The following is a 20,833-nucleotide window of genomic DNA, read 5'->3' as shown; positions in this document are numbered from 1 at the left end:
GAATTCCTTTTAAAGTGAAATTTTTTGTATTAATTAGGAAGTTTAGTTAACTTTTTAATTCTTCTATCTATATCGGAAACGTTTAAAGACTCAGCTTTTTGATAATATTTTAGCGCTCTCGATTTGTCCGAAAACCGACTCGGGCGGCTTAATAAATCACCAAGTTCTCTATAAGCTTCGGGATTTCCGTTGCGTGCTCTTTCTTCTAGCTTGAGCCTTTTGATTTCAAATGCTTGCTTCTGCTGTAGCAAAAACTTCTCTGATGCGGGTAATTGCGATTTTTCTAGACTCGCTTTAAAGCGCTCGTCGACTTCTTGGGCGTAAGACGGTAATAAAAAAAATAAGCAGAAAAGGAATAACGTGAGGTACCTGTTCATCCTATTGTCCTTAACAAGATTTAAGAACAGTTTTTATAGAACAGAATATAGACAATAGCAAATGAAACTTTAAATTATCTAAGGTGAATATTCCTTAGTTTGTTGATTCCAACGTTGAGGGTTTGTATACCGTTGCTGGTTATAGCACTGAAAAGAAGAGGTTTTATTTTTCTAGTCACAGGGTAAAGCTTTAAAGGCGCTATTAAAGATAGCGCCTTTACGGTAGTAAGAAGGGTTATGACTTCAGGGATGCGATAAGTTCACTATAGCCTAACCTTGATATAAGATCGCTATCTAGCTCTTTCATAACACACCGAATATCATCACTATCAAAAGACGCCATATAGTCGTGAGATAGGTAACTCGATTTATCAAAGGCTTCTTTAGTTTGATAATCATCAGCTTTAGATAAAACTTCACCATCATTTATGCGCTTAACTTTTTTCTCTGGAACAAAGAAATTGCCGGAAGTCCGTTCCAAAGACATTTTTTCAGCCGCTTTATTGATGATAAATTCAGGCTTTTCAATCAACATTTCATATCGAATATGAACAAAGTCTTTGTGAGAAGCGTAATTCCAATTCATAGCATTCCAAAAATCTACGGGACTGGAAAACCTCAATTCGGGCGAGCGAGGATTAGCCTGATCAAACACTATAATCTTTGACCTTATAAAGTTTTTGAAGATCAACGGTGCTTTTAAGTTTCTTTTAACTTCTTGATGGTATTTGAATAAGGAAAATAAAAACGAAAAGGGGTTTTTTGTAATAAAAAACGCCTTGTCGTAATCGAAAGAGTAACTGGCATTAGAGTCAGAGGATATGATTGGAAGAAAACCATGTTTCCAACCAAAAACGTTATTCTTAACATTACAATAATAGTTTTGCTCTAATAGAGCTTTAGCAAAGTTGGTCCCGCTACGAAAGCATCCCATCATCGCAACATTTTTTCGGTCTTGAGAGTCCATGATATTACTTCTTGATCTTCTGTTCATATTCGGCAAGTTTCTTATTGATAAGCGAACCAGTAGGCCTTCCTTTCTTAGCCAACTCCATCAGTTTTTTAGAAAGGAAAATATTCTTATCTTCTAATAGAATAGCTGCGTCCCTTAACTCGTTTACAAACTTACTCAGTAAACCCAAATTCATGTCTTTCGGTTCATTGGCAATAGAATTAATTAATTTAACATATTCGTAGCCGTTAGTGACACAAGCAGAAAATGAATCCGACACAAAAAGTTTTTGGAGCTTCGCGTAGTGCGATACTATTGCCTTCATTTGCTTCGTATTAGCATCACCCGCATTATGCGATAAATACAATGCATCCTCTTGCGTACCATCTATAGGGTGCATTGAAGCCGTTCTAGAAATTGGGATAATTACTGTTGGCGTCCCGTTCAACATGGCCATAGCCTTGAACCATAAATCATCAGCTGTTGGGCACAATGACTGAAACAACGAATCTTTAATTACATCTTTATGTAAGGCACCAGGGGGATATAAGATGCCTGCATAACCAATCGGTATTATTGCTAGCTTACTTTTTAATTCATGCTCTAGTTGTATAAATTGCCAGTCGGGATAAGGTTTTATTTCTTTATCTTCAACTCGAATAACCCTTCCTCTTGCGCCAATAACACAATTTGGATACAAAGAATGGTACGTTAAAAGACTTTCTATGAGTGTCGGGGGATATTCAAAATCATCATCTACTGTCACGATAGTCGCGTTTGGGTACTTTTTGATAGCTGGTACCAGCTTTTTGAAACTTCTTATATTCTCACAGTAGTCTATCTCAAACCTTTCTGAACGGAGGTCAGCCAACATAGCCGGAATAGTATTATCCGTAAATTCGTCTTTATCTAGCCACAAGACGATTTTATCAATTTCTGCTGTTTGATTTAACAGTGAAATAATAGTCTTGTGAACAGTGTTAGCTCTTTTCGCGTAAGTGGTTAGTGAAACGATTAAGTTCATATTATTTAAAGACATTATTCAAATTGCTTAATATTTATTGTATTAATGACATCTGCATATTCGCAGAGTTTTCGATTTATCAGCTCACCTTGGGGTCTAAAGAATTTTGCTCTATTCATATATTTGAACGCTTGAAGAATATCACCTTCGGCTTCGAAGTATAGCGCTAGTTCTCTCAAAAACTTCCCCTCATCCATATGTCGCTTAACTCTCAATGCCTGCATTAATGAAGCTATATTTTCACGAGTCGGACTACCAGTAAGACTGTAGGAGACCTCTGGCTTTACTAATTTTCTCATTAGCGTTGAAAGGCTACGCTTCATAGGGCTGATTGGTCTTGCAATATAATCAAACATTTGATCATTTAAAGGGCTGAAATCTAAAAATGAAAGGTATTTACTAGAAACAATATTTCGTACTTGTGAAAATAGTGATGGAGAATATTCATACATTGATTGCAGTATTTTCGACGCTGCTGGCTCTGACAATACTTGAGAGAATCTCTCTCGCTGAGTCTGTTCCTCAACTACCTTCTGAAATGAAGAATTTTCTAAACCTAATAACGAGAACATATTCTCTAGTGCTACTGTAGCCTTGCCCTTATACTCTTCAAACTGCTCTTCTGAATATACTGAAAATGATGATATATCCCCCTGATATTGTTGCAGAAAAATATCTAGTTCTTGATGTAACTCAATTAAGGGAAACTGATTAAGTAAACGTTTAAATTCTAGAGCTTCAAACGAATATGAACCGTTGATAACTTTTGCATTGGTAACAGTTATTCTTCTAAGGCCAATGGTCTCTAAGAAATCTTGAACGATATTACCACCTGAAAAAAAGTTATCTCCATAGAAACGCAAACTCAATCTATGAGCAAAACTCTTCGTTAATTCATGCAACTTGAGTAACTTGTTGAAACTTACGACTTTAGGTGTAGTGATTAATAAGGTATTAAAATGACGTTTAACAGATTGATTATATAATGACTCACTAGATTCAATTGGATTTCGCAGATAAAAAATGAAATGGACATCTTCAAAATATTCAGCCAAAGGCTTTACTAAATTTATAAAGGCTTCTGATGACAGAAGAATATATTCGACTCCGTCCCTTTCAGCGTGCTCAATAAGTGAGCTGGCTTTATCAACATCGAAAATAAAACGACCATTTTTATCCTCGGAAAAGATACTTCTAAAATTACCAGAGCTTATGCCATTTTTGTCCACTTTGTGCTTAGGATATAGATACCCTTCGTCAAGTAACAATTTCCTATTGCTGGACAACCACTCCTGTATTACAGAAGAGCCTGTCTTTCCAGGCCCGACATGTATAATTAATTTGGGTTTATTACTCACCTAACAACCTTCAATTCAGCTTAATATTACTGGCCTTTTAATGCTCTAAACTCATCAAGCTTTTTTAGAATAATGGAGCCAGTAGGATTTAACTCTCTAGCTTGTTCCATCAATTCGATAGCTTCATCAATATTTTGAGAAGCAGCATCAATTGCTAAATCTCGGATAAAACGGAAATCGTCTGGCCTGAAACTAATTAAATTTTTGCGGACATCTTTAAAGGTTTTTGTAACTTCTGGTAGCTTTACTCCCCTAAACATCTGCATCATTAATGGATAGTTCGCCAATGAATGCTTCGCTAAATTAGCTAAAGAAGCCTTGTAGCGCTCTTCGACAAATGATTCTGCTGATAGTTTATGATTGAAGTAATTAGTTTTCCTTTCAAAATTCACATAACTTTGTTCGTACTTTAAAAATGCATCTAGCGGCAACTCTATCTCTCTATGCATATCATCTTTTACAGGCAAACCATATCTGTTCGTCTTATAAGGAAAAGCATCTCCAGGCCTGCCTCTCAGTAATAGAGATACATATTCTTCAGCTGAACGGTGTGCTCGATGATAGATAAAGGCATCCTTCAAGCTTTGCAGCTCTGGAGAGACGGCCTGAATAAGAGATGGTCTTGGTCGAAAATCTACTTTATTAGCCAATAAATGAGCTACTTTTTTTGAAAAAAGCGGCACGTGGTGGCGTAATTCCTTAACAGGTGCATGCAGCGGATAAATCGTTTTGACTAATGGAGACAAATTCCCAGATATTGTTCTGGGTACATGTGATAGTTTTGGCAAAGTCCCCATGTCATTCAACCACTCGAACGATATGACATCATCATCGGAAAAATCTGCCAAAAATTGTTTTATCGATATATTAAAGTGTCTTGGGATCCAATATTCGTCAATATCTAGAAAAATAATATGAGTAAATTCATTGTCTTTTTTAGCTTCATGCCAAACTTTATTATAAACAACAAACTGGATTTGCTTCTTTGCTTCTTCTGGGCACATATCTACCCAGTCAGCGCTATCCCAAGTCACACTTGGATATGAGCGCGAAATATCATCTAATACTTCAGAAGAGTTGTCTGTTGTACGATTGATAAATATTTCGATATCATCAAAGCCAAAAAATAAGTGATGATGTACCCATTGAGTAAAATAAGCGCCTTCGTCTTTTGCTATAGCTACTAGTTTTACGCGTATATCATCGGCCGAGCGCCCACTGCTCTTTCCAACTTTACTGAGAAAACTTGCGTTAATCATTCTATATCCAGATATTTTTGTGCTATTCCCCGAAAAACGGATACCGTCCAAAGTTTGAAATTTGTTTTCCCCACTTGAGAATACTCTTCTCATTGTTAAGAAGGGGCGTTTCAAATCCGGCGATTGCCCATTTATCCATGGGGTTTAGTATGTGTACATTTTGCAGACCAAAGTCTCCGCAAATTTGTGCATCAGAGCGAACATTGTCACCAACGTGGATGTAACTTTTCTTAGATTCATCTACTAACCCCTTAATGAAGGTCCACATAGTGCCTGCATCTTTTCTCTTTCGTAAATCAGAACTTACGAATAATTTATACGGTACCGCAATACCTATCTTTCGTAACATGGTGGCAATTTGCTCTTTGGTGTAGTAGATGTCGGTAACAAACCAGATTTCTCTGCCCATTGCATAAAGCTCTTGGACTATCTTGACCATTTCTTCTTTTGGTAACGCCATTGATAAATCAAAATGAAATTCTCTATTAGCCCAATCTTCTGTCAGCGTTTTGTCCAAGTCTAATATCTCAGATAATTTTTCATAAGCTTCATAGATATTTACATCACCTTCGAAGTTTCGTTGTTTTCTGCACGCTAGCTCAGCGTTATTTCTCTGTGTTATGAAATCCAACTCAGACACAAAGTAGCCTGCTACTACTAGCTCCTTACCTAATTTAAATTTCGCGTAATCGGGTTCAGAAAATTCTCTTCTCAATACCGTGTCAAAAATATCAAACGAAACGATCTCAAAATTTTGTATATCCGACTGCAATCCTTCAGGCGACTTGTAGTAACTTGACGATATATATGATTTATCAGTGGTAAATTTGCCTTGAGGTGGATAGTAAAAAAACTGTTGGTAGCCTTGCTTTTCAGCTAACAAACCTAATGTTCGCTCTAGGGCATGTAGCCAACTACCGTCATTGGGAAGAAGCTCTTCTGGAAAATCACTGTAGGTATAATTTTCGTTCAACAATGGCGCCAAGGCTTGAGGTCTAGCCCAAAACATTCCCCCAACTGGGTAATTTAAGAAATTATCACTTATATCTATGCCCCATTTGTTAACAAAGCCTTCAGCAAAACCTTTATTGCATGTCCAATGGTTTACCCATGCTGGCATCATCCAAAACGATGTTGGGTAATAGATTCCTAGCTCTTTTTGTTCGTCAAATAAGCGCAAAACTGATTTCACAACATGCTTATCGTTCAATAAGTAATTATTCTGATAATCGAACCATTGGGTTTGTTCTCGTCCACTGTACAAGGATTTTTTCGAATGCAAGTGGCACATTAAATCGTAATCTAGTAGTTCTTTACTGAAGTTAACTAGAAAAGGGCCAAAATTTCGTCCACGGTTTTCACATAAAACTGCTTTCACTTTTTTTACATTTTGAAGCTCATTGAACGTTTTTAAAGAGCTAGTTTTTATTGATTCAGTAGCGGCTGTAACAAACACATCTACTTCAGTTGGGAAACGCTTAAGAGAAGCTGCAAACTTCTCAACAAAGTCAGGGTAAAAAATGTGTAAAACAATAGCTATTTTCTGTTGCTTCCAGCTACCCGTTTCTTTAGCAAGCAACTGGGTAGATGGTAACCACCGATTAATCACACCTGAAGAGGCTCTGTGTTCATATCTACCGTGGTACATATAGTGTGTTAAAGGCTCAACTCCACCTAGGTAAATATCTACATTACTGCGTAAGTAAAATTCGGTATCGAAATGTGCAGACGGATTTATGTTAGAAGATTTAGATTTTTCGTTATAGTCATTAAATGCTGCTAACGGATGCGGAAAAGTACCATAGTGTTCTTGATACCACTCCACATCGAATAACCCCTCAGCGACGGCTCTTTTAAAAGCCTTTGCAACCTTTGGACGAGTTGTCATTTCAAATGATTGTTGAGCACGTCGTACAATTTTTCTTAGTTTATTTCGCATTCTATAACCCAAAGAAATCTAATGGATTCAAATTACCTTGCCCAGAGATTGCATCATCTAATTCAAACAACGGCCATGAGGCACGAGGTAAAAGGTTACGTTGTGTGACATGGGCGTTAAATATAGTTTCAACTTCTTCTATTGAATATTGAATGTTATTGACGTGACAATCAAAAACGCACTCTAGTGCACCTGATAGCAACATCTCAAGATCTGTAAAATTCTCTTGTGTATATGTTCTTTTACCAAAACAAAAGTGATATTTATTACTATTTTTATCTAAGAGGATATCTACAAATTGACCATTTGGGGCCGTTAGAAGTGACTCAAGAAACATAGAGCGGTCTAGCATCATATACCCTCCCCCCATGTTCACATTTGTCTTGTATACATGATCTATGGAAACTGTATAACCATCGATATCTATTTCACCGGAAGCAGTAGTGATCATATAGACACCGTATATTTCACGCTTGGTTATCAAGGCAAGAAGCTTTTGAATCGTACCCGAATAGCCAACATCGGTAACAACCGGCGTAATTTCTATGTCAGTGAAACCTATTGATGACAAATAGTTTTGATAAATGCTACGAGTTGTAGAAACAATGTCACTGATAACACTCTTTTTTTCATTGAGGATTTCTACGACTTTCGTATAGTCTCGCGGCAGTTTAATCTTTGAGCTTTTATCATAACCTAATAATATCGCTTCAGTTTGCTCTGATGTGAACGCATATCGAGATTTAAAAAACTCTCCGAGCAAACCATCGAAACTATGCTTAACACTTATTGACCAACTACTTTCTATATCCAACGTAATCCTAAACAGAAAGGTTCGAGAAACGTAGAGATAGTCTGAAGAAGTGTTGTTTTCATCAACGATATTAAACGCCTGTTTTAATGCATAACCTTCCCTAGCTAGGTGAAACACTTTAGTTTTACCTGGTATGGGTTTCAGTTTATCAACTAATTTTGAGGTATAAACAGATAAAATAGGGCCCAGAAAATTATATCCAAACTCTTTCAGTGAAGTATTTTTAAGCATGCTGCAGATTCATCTCTTTGTCTTAATCGCTTCCTTTCGCCCTATTTATATTAAAAAGAGCTGTTTCATAATAACATTTTCAACTCTTACTCGTCTCTTATTCGTCTCTATTTAATAAAAGAAATGTACTAAAAACAAAAAACCCGGCCTAAGCCGGGTTTTTTAATAATTCTGATAACTCAGAATTAAGAGTATTTATTACTCTTCAGTTGCTTCTACTGCTTCTTCTTCAGCTTCAACAACTGGACGGTCTACTAGTTCAACGTATGCCATAGGGGCATTGTCGCCAGCACGGAGTCCGCATTTAAGAATGCGAGTGTATCCGCCTGGGCGAGCTTCGTAACGAGGACCAAGCTCGTTGAATAGTTTACCAACAACTTCTTTATCACCAGTGCGGGCGAAAGCTAAACGGCGGTTTGCAACGCTGTCTTGCTTAGCCATAGTGATAAGAGGCTCAATAACGCGACGTAATTCTTTCGCTTTTGGTAACGTCGTTTTGATCACTTCGTGCTTGACCAAAGAGCCGGCCATGTTCTTGAACATAGCTTGACGATGGCTGCTGTTGCGATTCAACTGACGACCACTCTTACGATGGCGCATAGTTTTATCCTTCTCTACAAATCAGTTTATTAAAAACCTGATTAATCTTTTTCAGCGATGCTCTCAGGCGGCCAGTTTTCTAGGCGCATACCTAGAGAAAGTCCACGTGATGCTAGAACATCTTTGATTTCAGTTAGCGATTTTTTACCAAGGTTTGGCGTTTTAAGTAGCTCAACCTCAGTACGCTGAACCAGGTCACCAATGTACTGGATAGCTTCTGCTTTTAAACAGTTAGCAGAACGTACAGTTAGCTCTAGGTCATCAACTGGGCGAAGTAGAATCGGATCAAATTCCGGCTTCTCTTCTTTCGCTTCTGGCTCAGACACATCACGTAAATCTACGAATGCATCAAGCTGTTCAGCTAGGATAGTCGCAGAACGGCGGATCGCTTCTTCAGGATCTAAAGTACCGTTCGTTTCCATATCGATAATCAATTTGTCTAGGTCTGTGCGTTGTTCAACACGGGCAGACTCTACACTATAAGCTATACGCTCTACTGGGCTGTATGAAGCATCAACTAACAAACGACCAATTGGACGATCATCTTCTTCAGAGGAGCGACGGGTAGAAGCTGGTACATAACCGCGACCCATTTCTACTTTAATACGCATGCTGATTTCAGCTTCGCCAGTTAAAGTACAAACTAAGTGGTCAGGGTTAACAATTTCTACGTCGCCATCATGCTGAATGTCACCAGCAACAACAGGGCCAGCGCCAGATTTCACTAGAGTTAGGGTTGCCTCAGTTTTACCTTCAAGGCGAACCGCTAAACCTTTAAGATTTAGCAAGATTTCAATTACGTCTTCTTGCACACCTTCTTTGGTGCTGTACTCGTGAAGAACGCCATCAATTTCTACTTCAGTAACTGCGCATCCTGGCATGGATGACAACAAGATACGACGTAGGGCGTTACCTAGAGTGTGGCCAAAGCCGCGCTCTAGTGGTTCCAAAGTTACTTTGGCACGAGTAGGAGAAACGTTTTCGATCTCAACTAATCTCGGTTTAAGGAATTCAGTCACAGAACCCACAATGCTTCCTCTTTAGTTAGCTTTACTTAGAGTAAAGTTCAACGATCAACTGTTCGTTAATTTCCGCAGACAAATCAGTTCTTTCTGGTAGGCGCTTAAAAGTACCTTCCATTTTAGTGCTGTCTACTTCAATCCAAGTTGGCTTCTCGCGTTGGTCAGCCAGTTCCAAAGCAGCTACGATACGAGCTTGCTTCTTAGCTTTTTCACGAACAGAAACCACGTCTTCGGCAGAAACGTTGAATGATGGAATGTTCACAACTTGACCATTTACCATGATCGCCTTGTGGCTAACTAGCTGACGTGCTTCTGCACGTGTGCTAGCAAATCCCATACGATAAACTACGTTATCAAGACGCTTTTCTAAAAGTTGTAACAAGTTTTCACCTGTGTTCCCTTTTAGACGTGCAGCTTCTTTATAGTAGTTACGGAATTGCTTTTCAAGAACGCCATACATACGACGAACTTTTTGTTTTTCACGCAGCTGAACACCGTAGTCAGACAAACGGCCACGACGGGCTCCATGCTGACCAGGCGCTGTATCGATTTTACATTTAGAATCGATTGCGCGAACGCCGCTCTTAAGGAACAAATCAGTTCCTTCGCGACGGCTAAGTTTGAGTTTTGGACCCAAATATCTTGCCATGATCTTTCTCCAACTGTCCGTCGATTAAACGCGACGTTTTTTCGGTGGACGACAACCGTTGTGAGGAATTGGTGTCACATCGGTAATATTTGTGATCTTATAACCAGTAGCGTTAAGAGCACGGATCGCAGACTCACGGCCTGGACCTGGACCTTTTACAAACACTTCTAGGTTTTTAAGACCGTATTCTTGTGCAGCAACACCTGCACGCTCTGCAGCAACCTGTGCAGCAAATGGGGTCGATTTACGTGAACCACGGAAACCTGAACCACCAGATGTCGCCCATGCTAATGCATTGCCTTGACGGTCTGTAATAGTCACAATTGTGTTGTTGAAAGACGCATGGATATGAGCCATACCGTCTGCAACCTGACGTTTAGCGCGCTTACGCGTACTACGAGCTGGTGCTTTAGCCATAACTTATTCCCCGTTTACTTCTTAATTGGCTTACGAGGACCTTTACGGGTACGCGCATTTGTTTTAGTGCGCTGACCACGTAGAGGCAAGCTACGACGGTGGCGAATACCACGGAAGCAACCCAGGTCCATCAAACGTTTGATGCTCATAGAGACTTCACGGCGTAAATCACCTTCAACGGTAAATTTAGCCACTTCGTCACGAAGCTTATCAATAGTCGCTTCGTCTAGCTCTTTGATCTTTGTATCTTCTGCAACACCAGCACCTACACAAATGCTTTTAGCACGTGTAGGACCAACGCCATAGATCGCTTGGATAGCGATTACAGCATGCTTGTGCTCAGGAATGTTAATGCCAGCGATACGGGCCATTAACAGCACTCCTCTAATTTATTGTTGACGACCTAAAAAGCCCGATAGGATACTTACCCGTCAACTAAATTGCAAATATTTAGGTTCTGAACACTTTAAACAAAACCAGCAGAACCTGATAAGTATAAGTCAGGCCCTGCTTATTGGCTTTGCGAGTATTCAGTACCGCGTAGATTAACCTTGCCTTTGCTTATGCTTCGGCTCTGTACAAATTACGCGCACAACACCGTTGCGTTTGATAACTTTACAGTTACGGCAAATCTTTTTAACTGATGCACGAACTTTCATTACATCACTCCCCTATCTTATAAATTAAGGGGCTAACTTAACGGCCGTAGCCTTTAAGATTAGCTTTCTTCAGAACAGACTCATATTGACTACTCATCAAATGTGTCTGCACCTGTGCCATAAAGTCCATGATAACCACCACAATAATTAGAAGCGACGTACCACCGAAGTAGAACGGAACATTCCAGGCAATTAGCATGAATTCAGGCACCAAACAAATAAAGGTTATGTACAGCGCGCCTGCCAGAGTCAGACGAGTCATTACCTTATCGATATAACGTGATGTTTGTTCACCAGGACGGATACCTGGTACAAACGCACCAGACTTCTTCAAGTTATCCGCTGTTTCACGCGGGTTGAAAACCAACGCCGTGTAGAAGAAGCAGAAGAAGATTATCGCTGTTGCGTATAACATCACATACAGGGGCTGACCTGGAGATAGCATAAGTGCTACGTCCTGCAACCACGCCGTAGATTCATTCTGTCCGAACCATCCTGCGATAGTACCCGGAAACAAAATGATGCTGGAAGCAAAGATGGGTGGAATAACACCAGCCATGTTGACTTTCAGTGGTAAATGCGTGCTTTGCGCGGCAAAAACCTGACGGCCTTGCTGACGCTTTGCATAGTTTACCACAATTCTGCGCTGTCCGCGCTCTACAAATACCACAAGGTATGTAAGCGCAATAACAATCACAGCCATCAACAACAAGAACAACAGGTTAATGTCGCCTTGTCTTGCTTGTTCTGCCGTCTGACCTATCGCTGTTGGTAGACCGGCAACAATACCAGCAAATATCAATATAGAAATACCGTTACCGATACCTCGTTCAGTAATTTGCTCACCTAACCACATTAGGAACATCGTTCCTGTGACCAAGCTCACTACTGCCGTAAAGTAGAATCCGAAGCCAGGGTTCAATACCAGTCCATTAATTAGGTTAGGCAGACCCGTCGATATTCCAATTGATTGGAAGATAGCCAATACCAACGTTAGATAACGTGTGTACTGACTAATTTTACGACGACCTGCTTCGCCTTCTTTTTTAAGCTCTATCATCGGTGGATGAACCACCGAGAGCAACTGCATTATAATTGATGCAGTAATGTATGGCATGATGCCCAAAGCCAGAACGGATGCACGCTCAAGCGCACCACCGGAGAACATGTTAAACATTTCTACAATGGTACCTTTCTGTTGCTCGAACAAGTCAGCAAGTACAGCTGGATCGATGCCCGGAATAGGAACGTAAGAACCTAATCTGAATACAACAATCGCACCGAGTACGAACAACAATCTTGCTTTAAGCTCACTCAAGCCGCTTTTCGCGCCTGAATCCAATCCTGGTTTAGCCATCTAGCTTATTCCTCTACTTTACCGCCAGCAGCTTCAATCGCTTCTTTAGCGCCTTTAGTAACCTTTAAACCGCTTACTGTAACAGCGCGTGATACTTCACCGCTCTTGATAACTTTAACGAACTGGATCTCTTTTTTCACAAGACCAGCTGCTTTTAAAGTTTCTAGAGATGCTGTATCACCATCAACCTTTGCGATTTCTGCAAGAGTTACTTCGTCAGTAACGAAGCTCTTACGTGATGTGAAACCGAATTTCGGAAGACGACGCTGAAGTGGCATCTGACCACCTTCAAATCCTGGCTTAACACGGCCACCTGAACGGCTTTTTTGACCTTTGTGACCTGCGCCACCTGTTTTACCTAGACCTGAACCGATACCACGACCAGTACGCTTACCAGAATGTTTAGCTCCTGGAGCAGGAGCAATAGTATTTAAACGCATAACTTACTCCTCGACTATTTCGACCATGTAATTAACACGGTGAATCATGCCGCGTACACTTGGCGTATCTTCCAGTTCACGAACATGGTTGATTTTACGAAGGCCTAAACCTTTAAGCGTAGCTCTGTGCTTTGGCAGACGGCCAATCGCACTTTTAGTTTGCTTTACTTTAATCGTTGCCATGTCTGATTACCCCAAAATTTCTGATACAGACAATCCACGTTTCGCAGCAACTTTCGCTGGAGAATTCATCTCTGTCAGCGCGTTGATTGTTGCACGAACAACGTTGATTGGGTTCGTAGAACCGTAACATTTTGAAAGTACGTTCTGTACACCAGCTACTTCAAGTACTGCACGCATTGCACCGCCGGCGATGATACCGGTACCTTCTGATGCTGGTTGCATGTAGACTTTAGAGCCAGAGTGACGACCTTTAATTGGGTGCTGTAACGTGTGGCCGTTAAGGTCAACGTCAACCATGTTGCGACGTGCCTTTTCCATAGCTTTCTGGATTGCAGCAGGCACTTCACGTGCTTTACCGTAACCAAAACCTACGCGACCATTACCGTCACCCACTACTGTCAATGCAGTAAAACTAAAGATACGACCACCTTTAACCACTTTAGATACGCGGTTAACAGCAATCAATTTCTCTAATAGTTCACCGTTCTGAACTTCTTGTTTAGCCATTATAAACTCCTAGAACTGAAGGCCAGCTTCGCGAGCTGCATCAGCTAATGCCTTAACGCGACCGTGGTATTTAAAACCACTACGATCGAAAGCCACTTTTTCAATGCCTTTCTCTTTAGCGCGTTCTGCAATTGCTTTACCGACTATCGCCGCTGCTTCAGCGTTACCTGTTGACTTAAGATCTTTTGCAAGTTCTTTATCTACAGTAGAAGCCGCTGCTAATACTTCAGAACCGCTAGGAGCGATTAACTGAGCATAGATGTGGCGAGGTGTACGGTTAATTACCAAGCGATGCGCGGCCAGTTCACGAATTTTTGCTCGTGCGCGTGTAGCGCGACGAATGCGAGCTGTTTTCTTATCCATCGTATCACCCACCTACTTTTTCTTAGCTTCTTTACGACGTACATGTTCGTCAGCGTAACGTACACCTTTGCCTTTGTAAGGCTCTGGTGGACGGTAAGCGCGAATGTTCGCCGCAACCTGTCCTACAACCTGCTTATCGGCGCCTTTCACGACGATTTCAGTTTGCGTAGGCGTTTCAACGGTAATGCCTTCAGGCATCTCGTATACTACTGGGTGAGAGAAACCAAGCGTCAGGTTTAGTTTGCTACCTTGTGCTTGCGCACGGTAACCAACACCATTTAACTGAAGCTTTTTCTCAAAACCTTGTGAAACACCTTGAACCATTGCGTTAAGAAGAGAGCGAGCAGTACCTGCTTGCGCCCAGCTGTCAGCGAAACCTTCACGAGGAAGTGCTTTCAGTTGGTTTTCTTCTTGTACAACTTCTACAGCGTCGTTAAAAACGCGGGTCAAAGTGCCTTTACTACCTTTTGCGGTAATTTCTTGGCCAGCGATAGAAATATCTACACCTGAAACCAAGTCTACTGGGGCTTTTGCTACTCGTGACATTTCAACTCCTCCGTTATGCTACATAACCGATGATCTCACCGCCCATGCCAGCGTTACGCGCTGCACGGTCAGTCATCACACCTTTAGAAGTCGACACGATCGCGACACCCAATCCACCCATTACTTTAGGAAGCTCATCTTTTTTCTTATAGATTCGCAGACCTGGGCGGCTTACACGCTCAATAGTGTCAATTACTTGCTTGCCTTCGAAGTACTTAAGCGTAACTTCTAAAACAGGCTTAACGTCACCAGATGCAGCGAAGTCAGTAATATAACCTTCAGACTTTAATACTTCACAAATTGCTACGCGAAGTTTAGAAGAAGGCATAACTACAGAAACTTTCTCTGCCATTTGGCCGTTACGGATGCGGGTAAACATATCCGCGATAGGATCTTGCATGCTCATTATCAGCTACTCCTTACCAGCTGGCTTTTTTAAGGCCAGGGACTTCGCCGCGCATCGCTGCTTCACGCAGTTTGATACGGCTAAGACCGAATTTGCGAAGGTAACCATGTGGACGACCAGTTACGCGGCAGCGATTACGCTGACGTGAAGAACTTGAGTCACGTGGCAGTTGTTGTAGCTTAAGAACAGCGTCCCAACGCTCTTCTTCAGATACGTTAACATCGCTGATAGTCGCTTTAAGTGCGGCACGTTTTTCTGCGTACTTAGCTACTAGCTTAGCGCGCTTTAATTCACGGGCCTTCATTGATTCTTTTGCCATAACCCTACACCCTACTTTTTAAATGGGAAGTTGAACGCGTCCAGCAGAGCACGTGCTTCTTCATTTGAGTCCGCACTGGTAGTGATAGTAATATCCATACCACGAACTTTATCCACTTTATCGAAATCGATTTCAGGGAAAATGATTTGCTCACGCACGCCCATGCTGTAGTTACCACGACCGTCGAATGACTTAGGGTTCAAACCACGGAAGTCGCGAACACGTGGGATAGCGATTGAAATCAAACGCTCAAGGAATTCCCACATACGCTCGCCGCGTAAGGTTACTTTACAGCCAATCGGATAACCTTCACGGATTTTAAAGCCCGCTACTGATCTTCTAGCAACTGTAACAATCGGCTTCTGACCGGCGATAGCCGCCATGTCAGCTTGAGCATTTTCAAGCACCTTCTTGTCAGCAATTGCTTCACCTAAACCCATGTTTAGAGTGATTTTTTCAATCCGAGGGACTTGCATGACGCTTTTGTACCCGAACTGCTTAGCAAGTTCAGCTACTACTGTTTCTTTATAGAAATCATGCAGTTTCGCCATCGTACTCTCCAATATAATTAAACAAGTTCGCCGTTAGATTTGAAGAAACGAACTTTCTTCTCATCTTCGAAACGGAAACCAACGCGATCTGCTTTGCCCGTTGCCGGGTTAACAATCGCAACATTAGAAACGTGAATAGAAGCTTCTTTCTCAACAATTCCACCAGCTACACCCAATTGTGGGTTTGGCTTAGTGTGCTTCTTGATAAGATTAACACCTTCTATAATTACACGGTTATCAGCAATAAGCACTTTAAGGACTTTGCCTTGTTTGCCTTTGTCTTTACCCGCTAATACGACTACTTCATCATCACGACGAATTTTATTAGCCATTATCGTGACTCCTTATAGTACCTCTGGGGCCAATGAGATGATTTTCATGAAGTTTTCACTTCTCAACTCACGGGTTACCGGTCCAAAGATACGCGTACCAATTGGTTGCTTGTTTGCGTTAAGCAAAACAGCTGCGTTGCCGTCAAAACGAATGGATGAACCATCTGCACGACGAACGCCTTTTCTAGTACGCACCACCACTGCATTCAGTACGTCACCTTTTTTAACTTTACCGCGAGGAATTGCTTCCTTCACAGTAACTTTGATGATGTCACCGATACCTGCATAACGGCGATGCGAGCCACCAAGAACCTTAATACACTGAACCCTGCGAGCGCCGCTGTTGTCTGCAACGTCCAGGTTAGTTTGCATTTGGATCATGTTAGTGCTCCGCTCTATTATGAGACTCTGCCGAGTCGTTATTGCTGCTAAACCCAACAAACATTGTTGAATTTATATACATACCCCCATAAAAAGGGCGCGAAACTATAACAGAAATTTTGAGCTAGAGATAGCGTTAAATTGGATTATTTTTAATCGATGGGGAAATTGAGTACATTGTTTCTGAAATGCGAGGGGGTCGCATGACGCATGACATGAATAGCGCCAGAAGCAGGTGCACATTATACGCATGATTTTATATTTTGTCTTGTGATTTTATATCCCCCGTAATACATCCATAAAAAAGCCCCAGCATTGCCGGGGCAGATAGCCAAAAGTTGGCTATCAAGCAGGATCTTTAAACTTCTCCTGTTTATAAGACAAGTGGAAGTTAATACAGTCCCCTAACCGCGAAACGCCTACAGGTTTTGATATGAAGTCATTCATTCCCGCTCGTAAACACTTTTCCTTTTCGCCACTCAGCGCGTTGGCAGTAAGTGCAATGATAGGAACGGTTTCACCTAGCGCTCTAATTTCTTTTGTGGCAGCTAATCCGTCCATCACTGGCATGTGGCAATCCATAAAGATAAGGTCGTATGGCTTTTTCCGCGCAATAGCACTTGTTACCTTAGCGAGGCCTAACGCACCATTATTGGCGAGCTCTACCGACACACCAATTTCTTTTAATTGCTCTTTAATGACTATCTGATTTATTTCGTTATCTTCAACCACTAACACTCGCGATTCTGACAGCACTCTTTTGCAAAGTGGTGTGACCTTGTTTGCTGCGATAGCTTTTTCTTTCAATACACCGGCATTTGCACAATCGAGGGTCATGGTAACGATGAATCGAGCCCCTTCCCCTATCGCGCTAGATACTTCTACGTTGCCGTCATAATGCTCAACAATATTATTCACAATGGCTAAGCCTAAACCTGTACCGCCAAAGCGTCGCTGTGTCGACTCTTCGGCCTGAAGGAATGGTGAAAAGATAACTTTTTGCTGCTCATCACTAATACCAATCCCCGTATCGGTAACAATTAGCTTAACCCTAAAGCGCCCCGCACCATACTTGGTACATCGCGTACTAATTTTAATTGAACCTTTATCAGTGAACTTCACCGCGTTGTTCATAAGGTTCATCAGTATCTGACTTAATCTTAACGAATCAGCGAGAAATAACGTATCTGAAACCGCCGCCGTTTCGGTGATAAATTCAATCCCTTTTTTATCGGCTAAACGCCTAAACATAGGTATTTGTTGCTCAATTAACTCTTTTAAATTAACAGGCTCAACATCATAGGTCATATGCCCTGAATCAATTTTTGAAAAATCTAAAATATCATTCACAATATTGAGCAAGGATTCTGCGCTACGCATAGCTACATGGGTATACTCTTTTTGCTTTTCATTAAGCGATGTACTGCAAAGGGTCTCGAGCATGCCTTGCACACCATGAATTGGGGTTCGTATTTCATGGCTCATGTTTGCTAGAAACTCACTTCGCGCTTTAAGGGCTTGCTCTGCGATCGCGGTTTTTTGTTTCAAAGATTGGGTGGTGTTAAATCGCTCAGTTATATCTCGAGTTGCACCGATAATTTTAAGGCAGGTTCCATTTTTCATAATGGGGTGTGCACGACTCTCCAACCACCGTTTTTCACCACCATCGGTAATAACTTCGAACTCGTAAGCCCAATCATTGCCGTTTATGGCAATTTCTTCCATTTTAGATTCGTAAACATTCCGTACTTTTTTATTCGCTATAAAGTTAAGTGCATGGGATGGGGTGATGTCTTGCTTTTCGTTCATTTGTAACATGCGCTTCAAAGACGCAGACCACTTGAGTGCACCTGTTTCTACATCAAGCTCCCACGTGCCAACACCCGCCAATTCAGTAATCTGGTTTAAAAGCGCGTTTTGTTCTTCTAAGGCATTTTTCTGAGAAATGATTTCGCTCAACGCTTGTTCACGCGCCACCTCTGCCCCTATCCAGTCGGCAAGCAGCAGTAAATAGTCATAGTCTAAAGCGGTGAAACTGTCGCTCTTTGACGTAGTGGAAGAGAAGTTGAGTGTGCCATATAAGGCAGCATTTACATGTATAGGAGTGGCTAAGTAGCTTTTTAATGTGTAGAGGGCGTAACACGGATGGCTATTGCCTGGCATTGCGTCAATGTCGTTATAGGCCACGATACCATTTGCATTCACGGTGTCAGCGCAATAAGTATCAGATAATGGAAATTCAGCGCCGCTTACAATTTCATTCAGCGGTGAAATGGCCTGCACCACCGTGTAGGTGCCGTTATGCACATAGCTAACAATACCAGTTTCAAGGCCTAATACCTCAGTGCCAATTTCTAGTAATCGAGCCACTTTTTCACTGAAGGATAGCCCGCCATCGGTAGTAATTTTGTGAAGATCTTTAATTACACTCATGAGGATTTGAGCCCCCCTTTAAAAAGCCTTAAAGGCAAAAAAGACTATTACAGGTAAGTAATAGTCTTTTCTAAAGGTAACTGAAACTCTCGGTATTTAAAGCATACCGGCATTAGCAATTAGTATAGTTTTCACATAAGTGATTAATACAAAATGTTAATTTCATAGCCAGTTGCGGTATCTGCGGGTTCTACCGTAACAATATAGTTCTCTTCTTCATTAAATCCGAACAAGGCAGTACGATCTAGCAGAATTTGTTCTTCGTTATCATCTTCGTAAACGGCAATAACTTCATAGTAATCAGACGGTAATACTTCACTGTCCGTCTCGCCAAACTCTAGATTTTGTAGGTCGTATTCTGCGGTATCGATAGTTTCATCGTTACGAACTAGATAGAAATCCACATCATCAAAGTCTTCGACAAGGTTAATGAAGTTCACTGTTTTATCGTACGCTTGAGGCAGTCCACTTTCTACGAATGTTACCGCGCCAAGTGCGCCCGCTTTTTCGTAGATTAGAATTGCTTTACTTTCACCTTGGTTCAAAGTGATAAGCTTATTGCTTAGCGTTGCGGCTTCACCAGAGGTATCCGTTACTGTTACGCGGTAATCGCCATACCCAATTTCAGTGAATTCAGATAATTCCCCTGCATCCAGTGAAAAGGCAACATCCTCTTCGTCGGTGTTACCGCCAAAAGTCACATCAAGTGCAGTGGTTATATTTGTCGAGTTATAAATACGGTACTGTGAGTCTGCTTCAACATCGGTTAGCGCCGTCACTGATGATGAATTCAAAATAGTATCTACAACTAAACCTGATTGAATTGCGCCACTTACATCACGCATGGTTAGCAGATATTCAGTTTCGTAAGCAAAGTCTAGTGTCTGTGATTCAAATAGAACCTCAGTACTTCCTGGCTCGGTTAAATAAATGGTGTACTCATCTTCGTCAAAGTAGTCGCTGTCATCATCTGGATCCCAGTAGTCAAACTCAATCATTTCTGATGCAGTTACCGTACCTAAGAAGTTTGCCGCTTCAAACGGGTCGCCAGACTCAGCTAAATAAAAGTCGTAAGAACCTTCATCAATGGTTACAGACAATGCGAATAACCTGAAGTGATCTTCTAGCGTTTCACGGGTATAGCTGTATTCGCTGATAATGGGTGAATCAAAATCACCACTCATAACGATAAGGTGCTTGTCACCGTTCTTAAGATTAACCGTGTAAGTATCGATAAGCACTTCTTGGTCATCTGAGTCGGTGCGAATGAACTCAAGTTCAATTTCACCGTTGTCCATCGAGTACATCGCAGTAGTATCACCATATTGCGCAGAGCCAAAGCTATCTCCATCGACTTCTCGCATTTCTACATTCGCACCATTTGGCGAAGCATTATAGAATTGTATATAAGCATACGAGTAATCGGAGCTGCTGTCAGAGCCACCACAAGCAGCTAACCCTGAAATTGCCACCAGACCGATAGCTACGTTTCGTAACCAAGCCGGAAATTGAAATTGCATATACTGAACGTCCTTACTAAATTCGTGATTGTTTTGAAGGGAGTTACACTGCCCAGAAAGGCGTGAACTATACTGCCGTATGGCACTACAAAGCTTGTTATAGTTCACACCTTTACGCAGCCTTTACAAAGCTGACAATTCACTACAAAAGTATTTTGTCTTTCTATACAAAAAAGCCCCTATCACCTGTTTAT

At 41.3% G+C, this 20,833-nt stretch carries 26 protein-coding genes; all 26 read right to left on the bottom strand.

The window, feature by feature from the left end; all coding sequences use genetic code 11:
- Positions 1-29 precede the first annotated feature (29 nt).
- The 26 genes from C7Y69_RS03155 to C7Y69_RS03030 all read right to left on the bottom strand — a co-directional run bounded on the left by C7Y69_RS03155 (position 30) and on the right by C7Y69_RS03030 (position 20,639).
- The gene (locus tag C7Y69_RS03155; protein WP_126871767.1) at positions 30-377 is read right to left on the bottom strand and encodes a hypothetical protein; all 348 of its coding nucleotides are present in this window, start codon (positions 375-377) and stop codon (positions 30-32) included.
- 235 nt (positions 378-612) lie between these two features.
- Positions 613-1,344: a hypothetical protein gene (locus C7Y69_RS03150; RefSeq protein WP_126871766.1), complete on the bottom strand. Its 732-nt coding sequence runs from the start codon at positions 1,342-1,344 to the stop codon at positions 613-615.
- Between the two features lie 4 nt (positions 1,345-1,348).
- On the bottom strand, positions 1,349-2,368 hold the full coding sequence (locus tag C7Y69_RS03145; RefSeq protein WP_126871765.1) for a glycosyltransferase: 1,020 nt from the start codon (positions 2,366-2,368) through the stop codon (positions 1,349-1,351).
- Positions 2,368-3,711 carry a hypothetical protein gene (locus tag C7Y69_RS03140; protein WP_126871764.1) on the bottom strand — a complete coding sequence of 448 codons (1,344 nt, stop codon included), beginning with the start codon at positions 3,709-3,711 and terminating at the stop codon, positions 2,368-2,370. The genes C7Y69_RS03145 and C7Y69_RS03140 overlap by 1 nt, the downstream gene beginning before the upstream one ends.
- Positions 3,712-3,737: 26 nt before the next feature.
- The gene (locus C7Y69_RS03135) at positions 3,738-4,970 is read right to left on the bottom strand and encodes a glycosyltransferase family 92 protein (protein WP_185864131.1); all 1,233 of its coding nucleotides are present in this window, start codon (positions 4,968-4,970) and stop codon (positions 3,738-3,740) included.
- A gap of 22 nt (positions 4,971-4,992) precedes the next feature.
- Positions 4,993-6,909 (bottom strand): rhamnan synthesis F family protein, encoded by a 1,917-nt coding sequence (locus C7Y69_RS03130; protein ID WP_126871762.1) that lies wholly within the window; start codon positions 6,907-6,909, stop codon positions 4,993-4,995.
- Between the two features lies 1 nt (position 6,910).
- Positions 6,911-7,954 (bottom strand): HAD family hydrolase, encoded by a 1,044-nt coding sequence (locus C7Y69_RS03125; RefSeq protein WP_126871761.1) that lies wholly within the window; start codon positions 7,952-7,954, stop codon positions 6,911-6,913.
- 198 nt (positions 7,955-8,152) lie between these two features.
- Positions 8,153-8,554: a 50S ribosomal protein L17 gene (gene rplQ / locus C7Y69_RS03120; protein WP_013786212.1), complete on the bottom strand. Its 402-nt coding sequence runs from the start codon at positions 8,552-8,554 to the stop codon at positions 8,153-8,155.
- Positions 8,555-8,595: 41 nt separating this feature from the next.
- Complete coding sequence (locus tag C7Y69_RS03115; protein ID WP_041452624.1) at positions 8,596-9,585, bottom strand: DNA-directed RNA polymerase subunit alpha; 990 nt, start codon at positions 9,583-9,585, stop codon at positions 8,596-8,598.
- 19 nt (positions 9,586-9,604) lie between these two features.
- Entirely contained in the window at positions 9,605-10,225 is a 621-nt protein-coding gene (rpsD, locus tag C7Y69_RS03110) for a 30S ribosomal protein S4 (protein ID WP_013786214.1), read from the bottom strand.
- A gap of 24 nt (positions 10,226-10,249) precedes the next feature.
- Positions 10,250-10,642: a 30S ribosomal protein S11 gene (gene rpsK / locus C7Y69_RS03105; protein ID WP_013786215.1), complete on the bottom strand. Its 393-nt coding sequence runs from the start codon at positions 10,640-10,642 to the stop codon at positions 10,250-10,252.
- A 14-nt stretch (positions 10,643-10,656) separates the two neighbouring features.
- The gene (gene rpsM / locus C7Y69_RS03100; protein ID WP_013786216.1) at positions 10,657-11,013 is read right to left on the bottom strand and encodes a 30S ribosomal protein S13; all 357 of its coding nucleotides are present in this window, start codon (positions 11,011-11,013) and stop codon (positions 10,657-10,659) included.
- A 174-nt stretch (positions 11,014-11,187) separates the two neighbouring features.
- The gene (gene rpmJ / locus C7Y69_RS03095) at positions 11,188-11,301 is read right to left on the bottom strand and encodes a 50S ribosomal protein L36 (RefSeq protein ID WP_013786217.1); all 114 of its coding nucleotides are present in this window, start codon (positions 11,299-11,301) and stop codon (positions 11,188-11,190) included.
- Between the two features lie 37 nt (positions 11,302-11,338).
- On the bottom strand, positions 11,339-12,658 hold the full coding sequence (secY, locus tag C7Y69_RS03090; protein WP_013786218.1) for a preprotein translocase subunit SecY: 1,320 nt from the start codon (positions 12,656-12,658) through the stop codon (positions 11,339-11,341).
- Positions 12,659-12,663: 5 nt separating this feature from the next.
- Entirely contained in the window at positions 12,664-13,098 is a 435-nt protein-coding gene (gene rplO / locus C7Y69_RS03085; RefSeq protein ID WP_013786219.1) for a 50S ribosomal protein L15, read from the bottom strand.
- 3 nt (positions 13,099-13,101) lie between these two features.
- Positions 13,102-13,281, bottom strand: coding sequence for a 50S ribosomal protein L30 (gene rpmD / locus C7Y69_RS03080; RefSeq protein WP_013786220.1), 180 nt, complete (start codon positions 13,279-13,281; stop codon positions 13,102-13,104).
- Positions 13,282-13,287: 6 nt separating this feature from the next.
- Positions 13,288-13,788, bottom strand: a complete 501-nt coding sequence (gene rpsE, locus C7Y69_RS03075) for a 30S ribosomal protein S5 (protein WP_013786221.1) — start codon at positions 13,786-13,788, stop codon at positions 13,288-13,290.
- Positions 13,789-13,797: 9 nt separating this feature from the next.
- The gene (rplR, locus tag C7Y69_RS03070; RefSeq protein ID WP_041453128.1) at positions 13,798-14,151 is read right to left on the bottom strand and encodes a 50S ribosomal protein L18; all 354 of its coding nucleotides are present in this window, start codon (positions 14,149-14,151) and stop codon (positions 13,798-13,800) included.
- Positions 14,152-14,163: 12 nt separating this feature from the next.
- Entirely contained in the window at positions 14,164-14,697 is a 534-nt protein-coding gene (gene rplF / locus C7Y69_RS03065; protein WP_057795824.1) for a 50S ribosomal protein L6, read from the bottom strand.
- Positions 14,698-14,710: 13 nt separating this feature from the next.
- Positions 14,711-15,103 (bottom strand): 30S ribosomal protein S8, encoded by a 393-nt coding sequence (gene rpsH / locus C7Y69_RS03060; RefSeq protein ID WP_013786224.1) that lies wholly within the window; start codon positions 15,101-15,103, stop codon positions 14,711-14,713.
- Between the two features lie 13 nt (positions 15,104-15,116).
- The gene (gene rpsN / locus C7Y69_RS03055) at positions 15,117-15,422 is read right to left on the bottom strand and encodes a 30S ribosomal protein S14 (RefSeq protein WP_126871760.1); all 306 of its coding nucleotides are present in this window, start codon (positions 15,420-15,422) and stop codon (positions 15,117-15,119) included.
- Between the two features lie 11 nt (positions 15,423-15,433).
- Positions 15,434-15,973 (bottom strand): 50S ribosomal protein L5, encoded by a 540-nt coding sequence (gene rplE / locus C7Y69_RS03050; protein WP_013786226.1) that lies wholly within the window; start codon positions 15,971-15,973, stop codon positions 15,434-15,436.
- Positions 15,974-15,990: 17 nt separating this feature from the next.
- Complete coding sequence (rplX, locus tag C7Y69_RS03045; RefSeq protein ID WP_013786227.1) at positions 15,991-16,305, bottom strand: 50S ribosomal protein L24; 315 nt, start codon at positions 16,303-16,305, stop codon at positions 15,991-15,993.
- 12 nt (positions 16,306-16,317) lie between these two features.
- Positions 16,318-16,686, bottom strand: coding sequence for a 50S ribosomal protein L14 (rplN, locus tag C7Y69_RS03040; protein ID WP_013786228.1), 369 nt, complete (start codon positions 16,684-16,686; stop codon positions 16,318-16,320).
- A gap of 345 nt (positions 16,687-17,031) precedes the next feature.
- Entirely contained in the window at positions 17,032-19,119 is a 2,088-nt protein-coding gene (locus tag C7Y69_RS03035) for a PAS domain-containing hybrid sensor histidine kinase/response regulator (RefSeq protein WP_126871759.1), read from the bottom strand.
- Between the two features lie 143 nt (positions 19,120-19,262).
- Complete coding sequence (locus tag C7Y69_RS03030; protein ID WP_126871758.1) at positions 19,263-20,639, bottom strand: DUF4397 domain-containing protein; 1,377 nt, start codon at positions 20,637-20,639, stop codon at positions 19,263-19,265.
- Positions 20,640-20,833: the final 194 nt, after the last annotated feature.

The sequence above is a fragment of the Alteromonas sp. KS69 genome, from assembly GCF_003989595.1.
In the GTDB taxonomy this organism is placed as follows: domain Bacteria; phylum Pseudomonadota; class Gammaproteobacteria; order Enterobacterales; family Alteromonadaceae; genus Alteromonas; species Alteromonas naphthalenivorans.
Note: the sequence above shows the minus strand (reverse complement) of the source record. Positions and strands in the feature narration are given on the sequence as shown.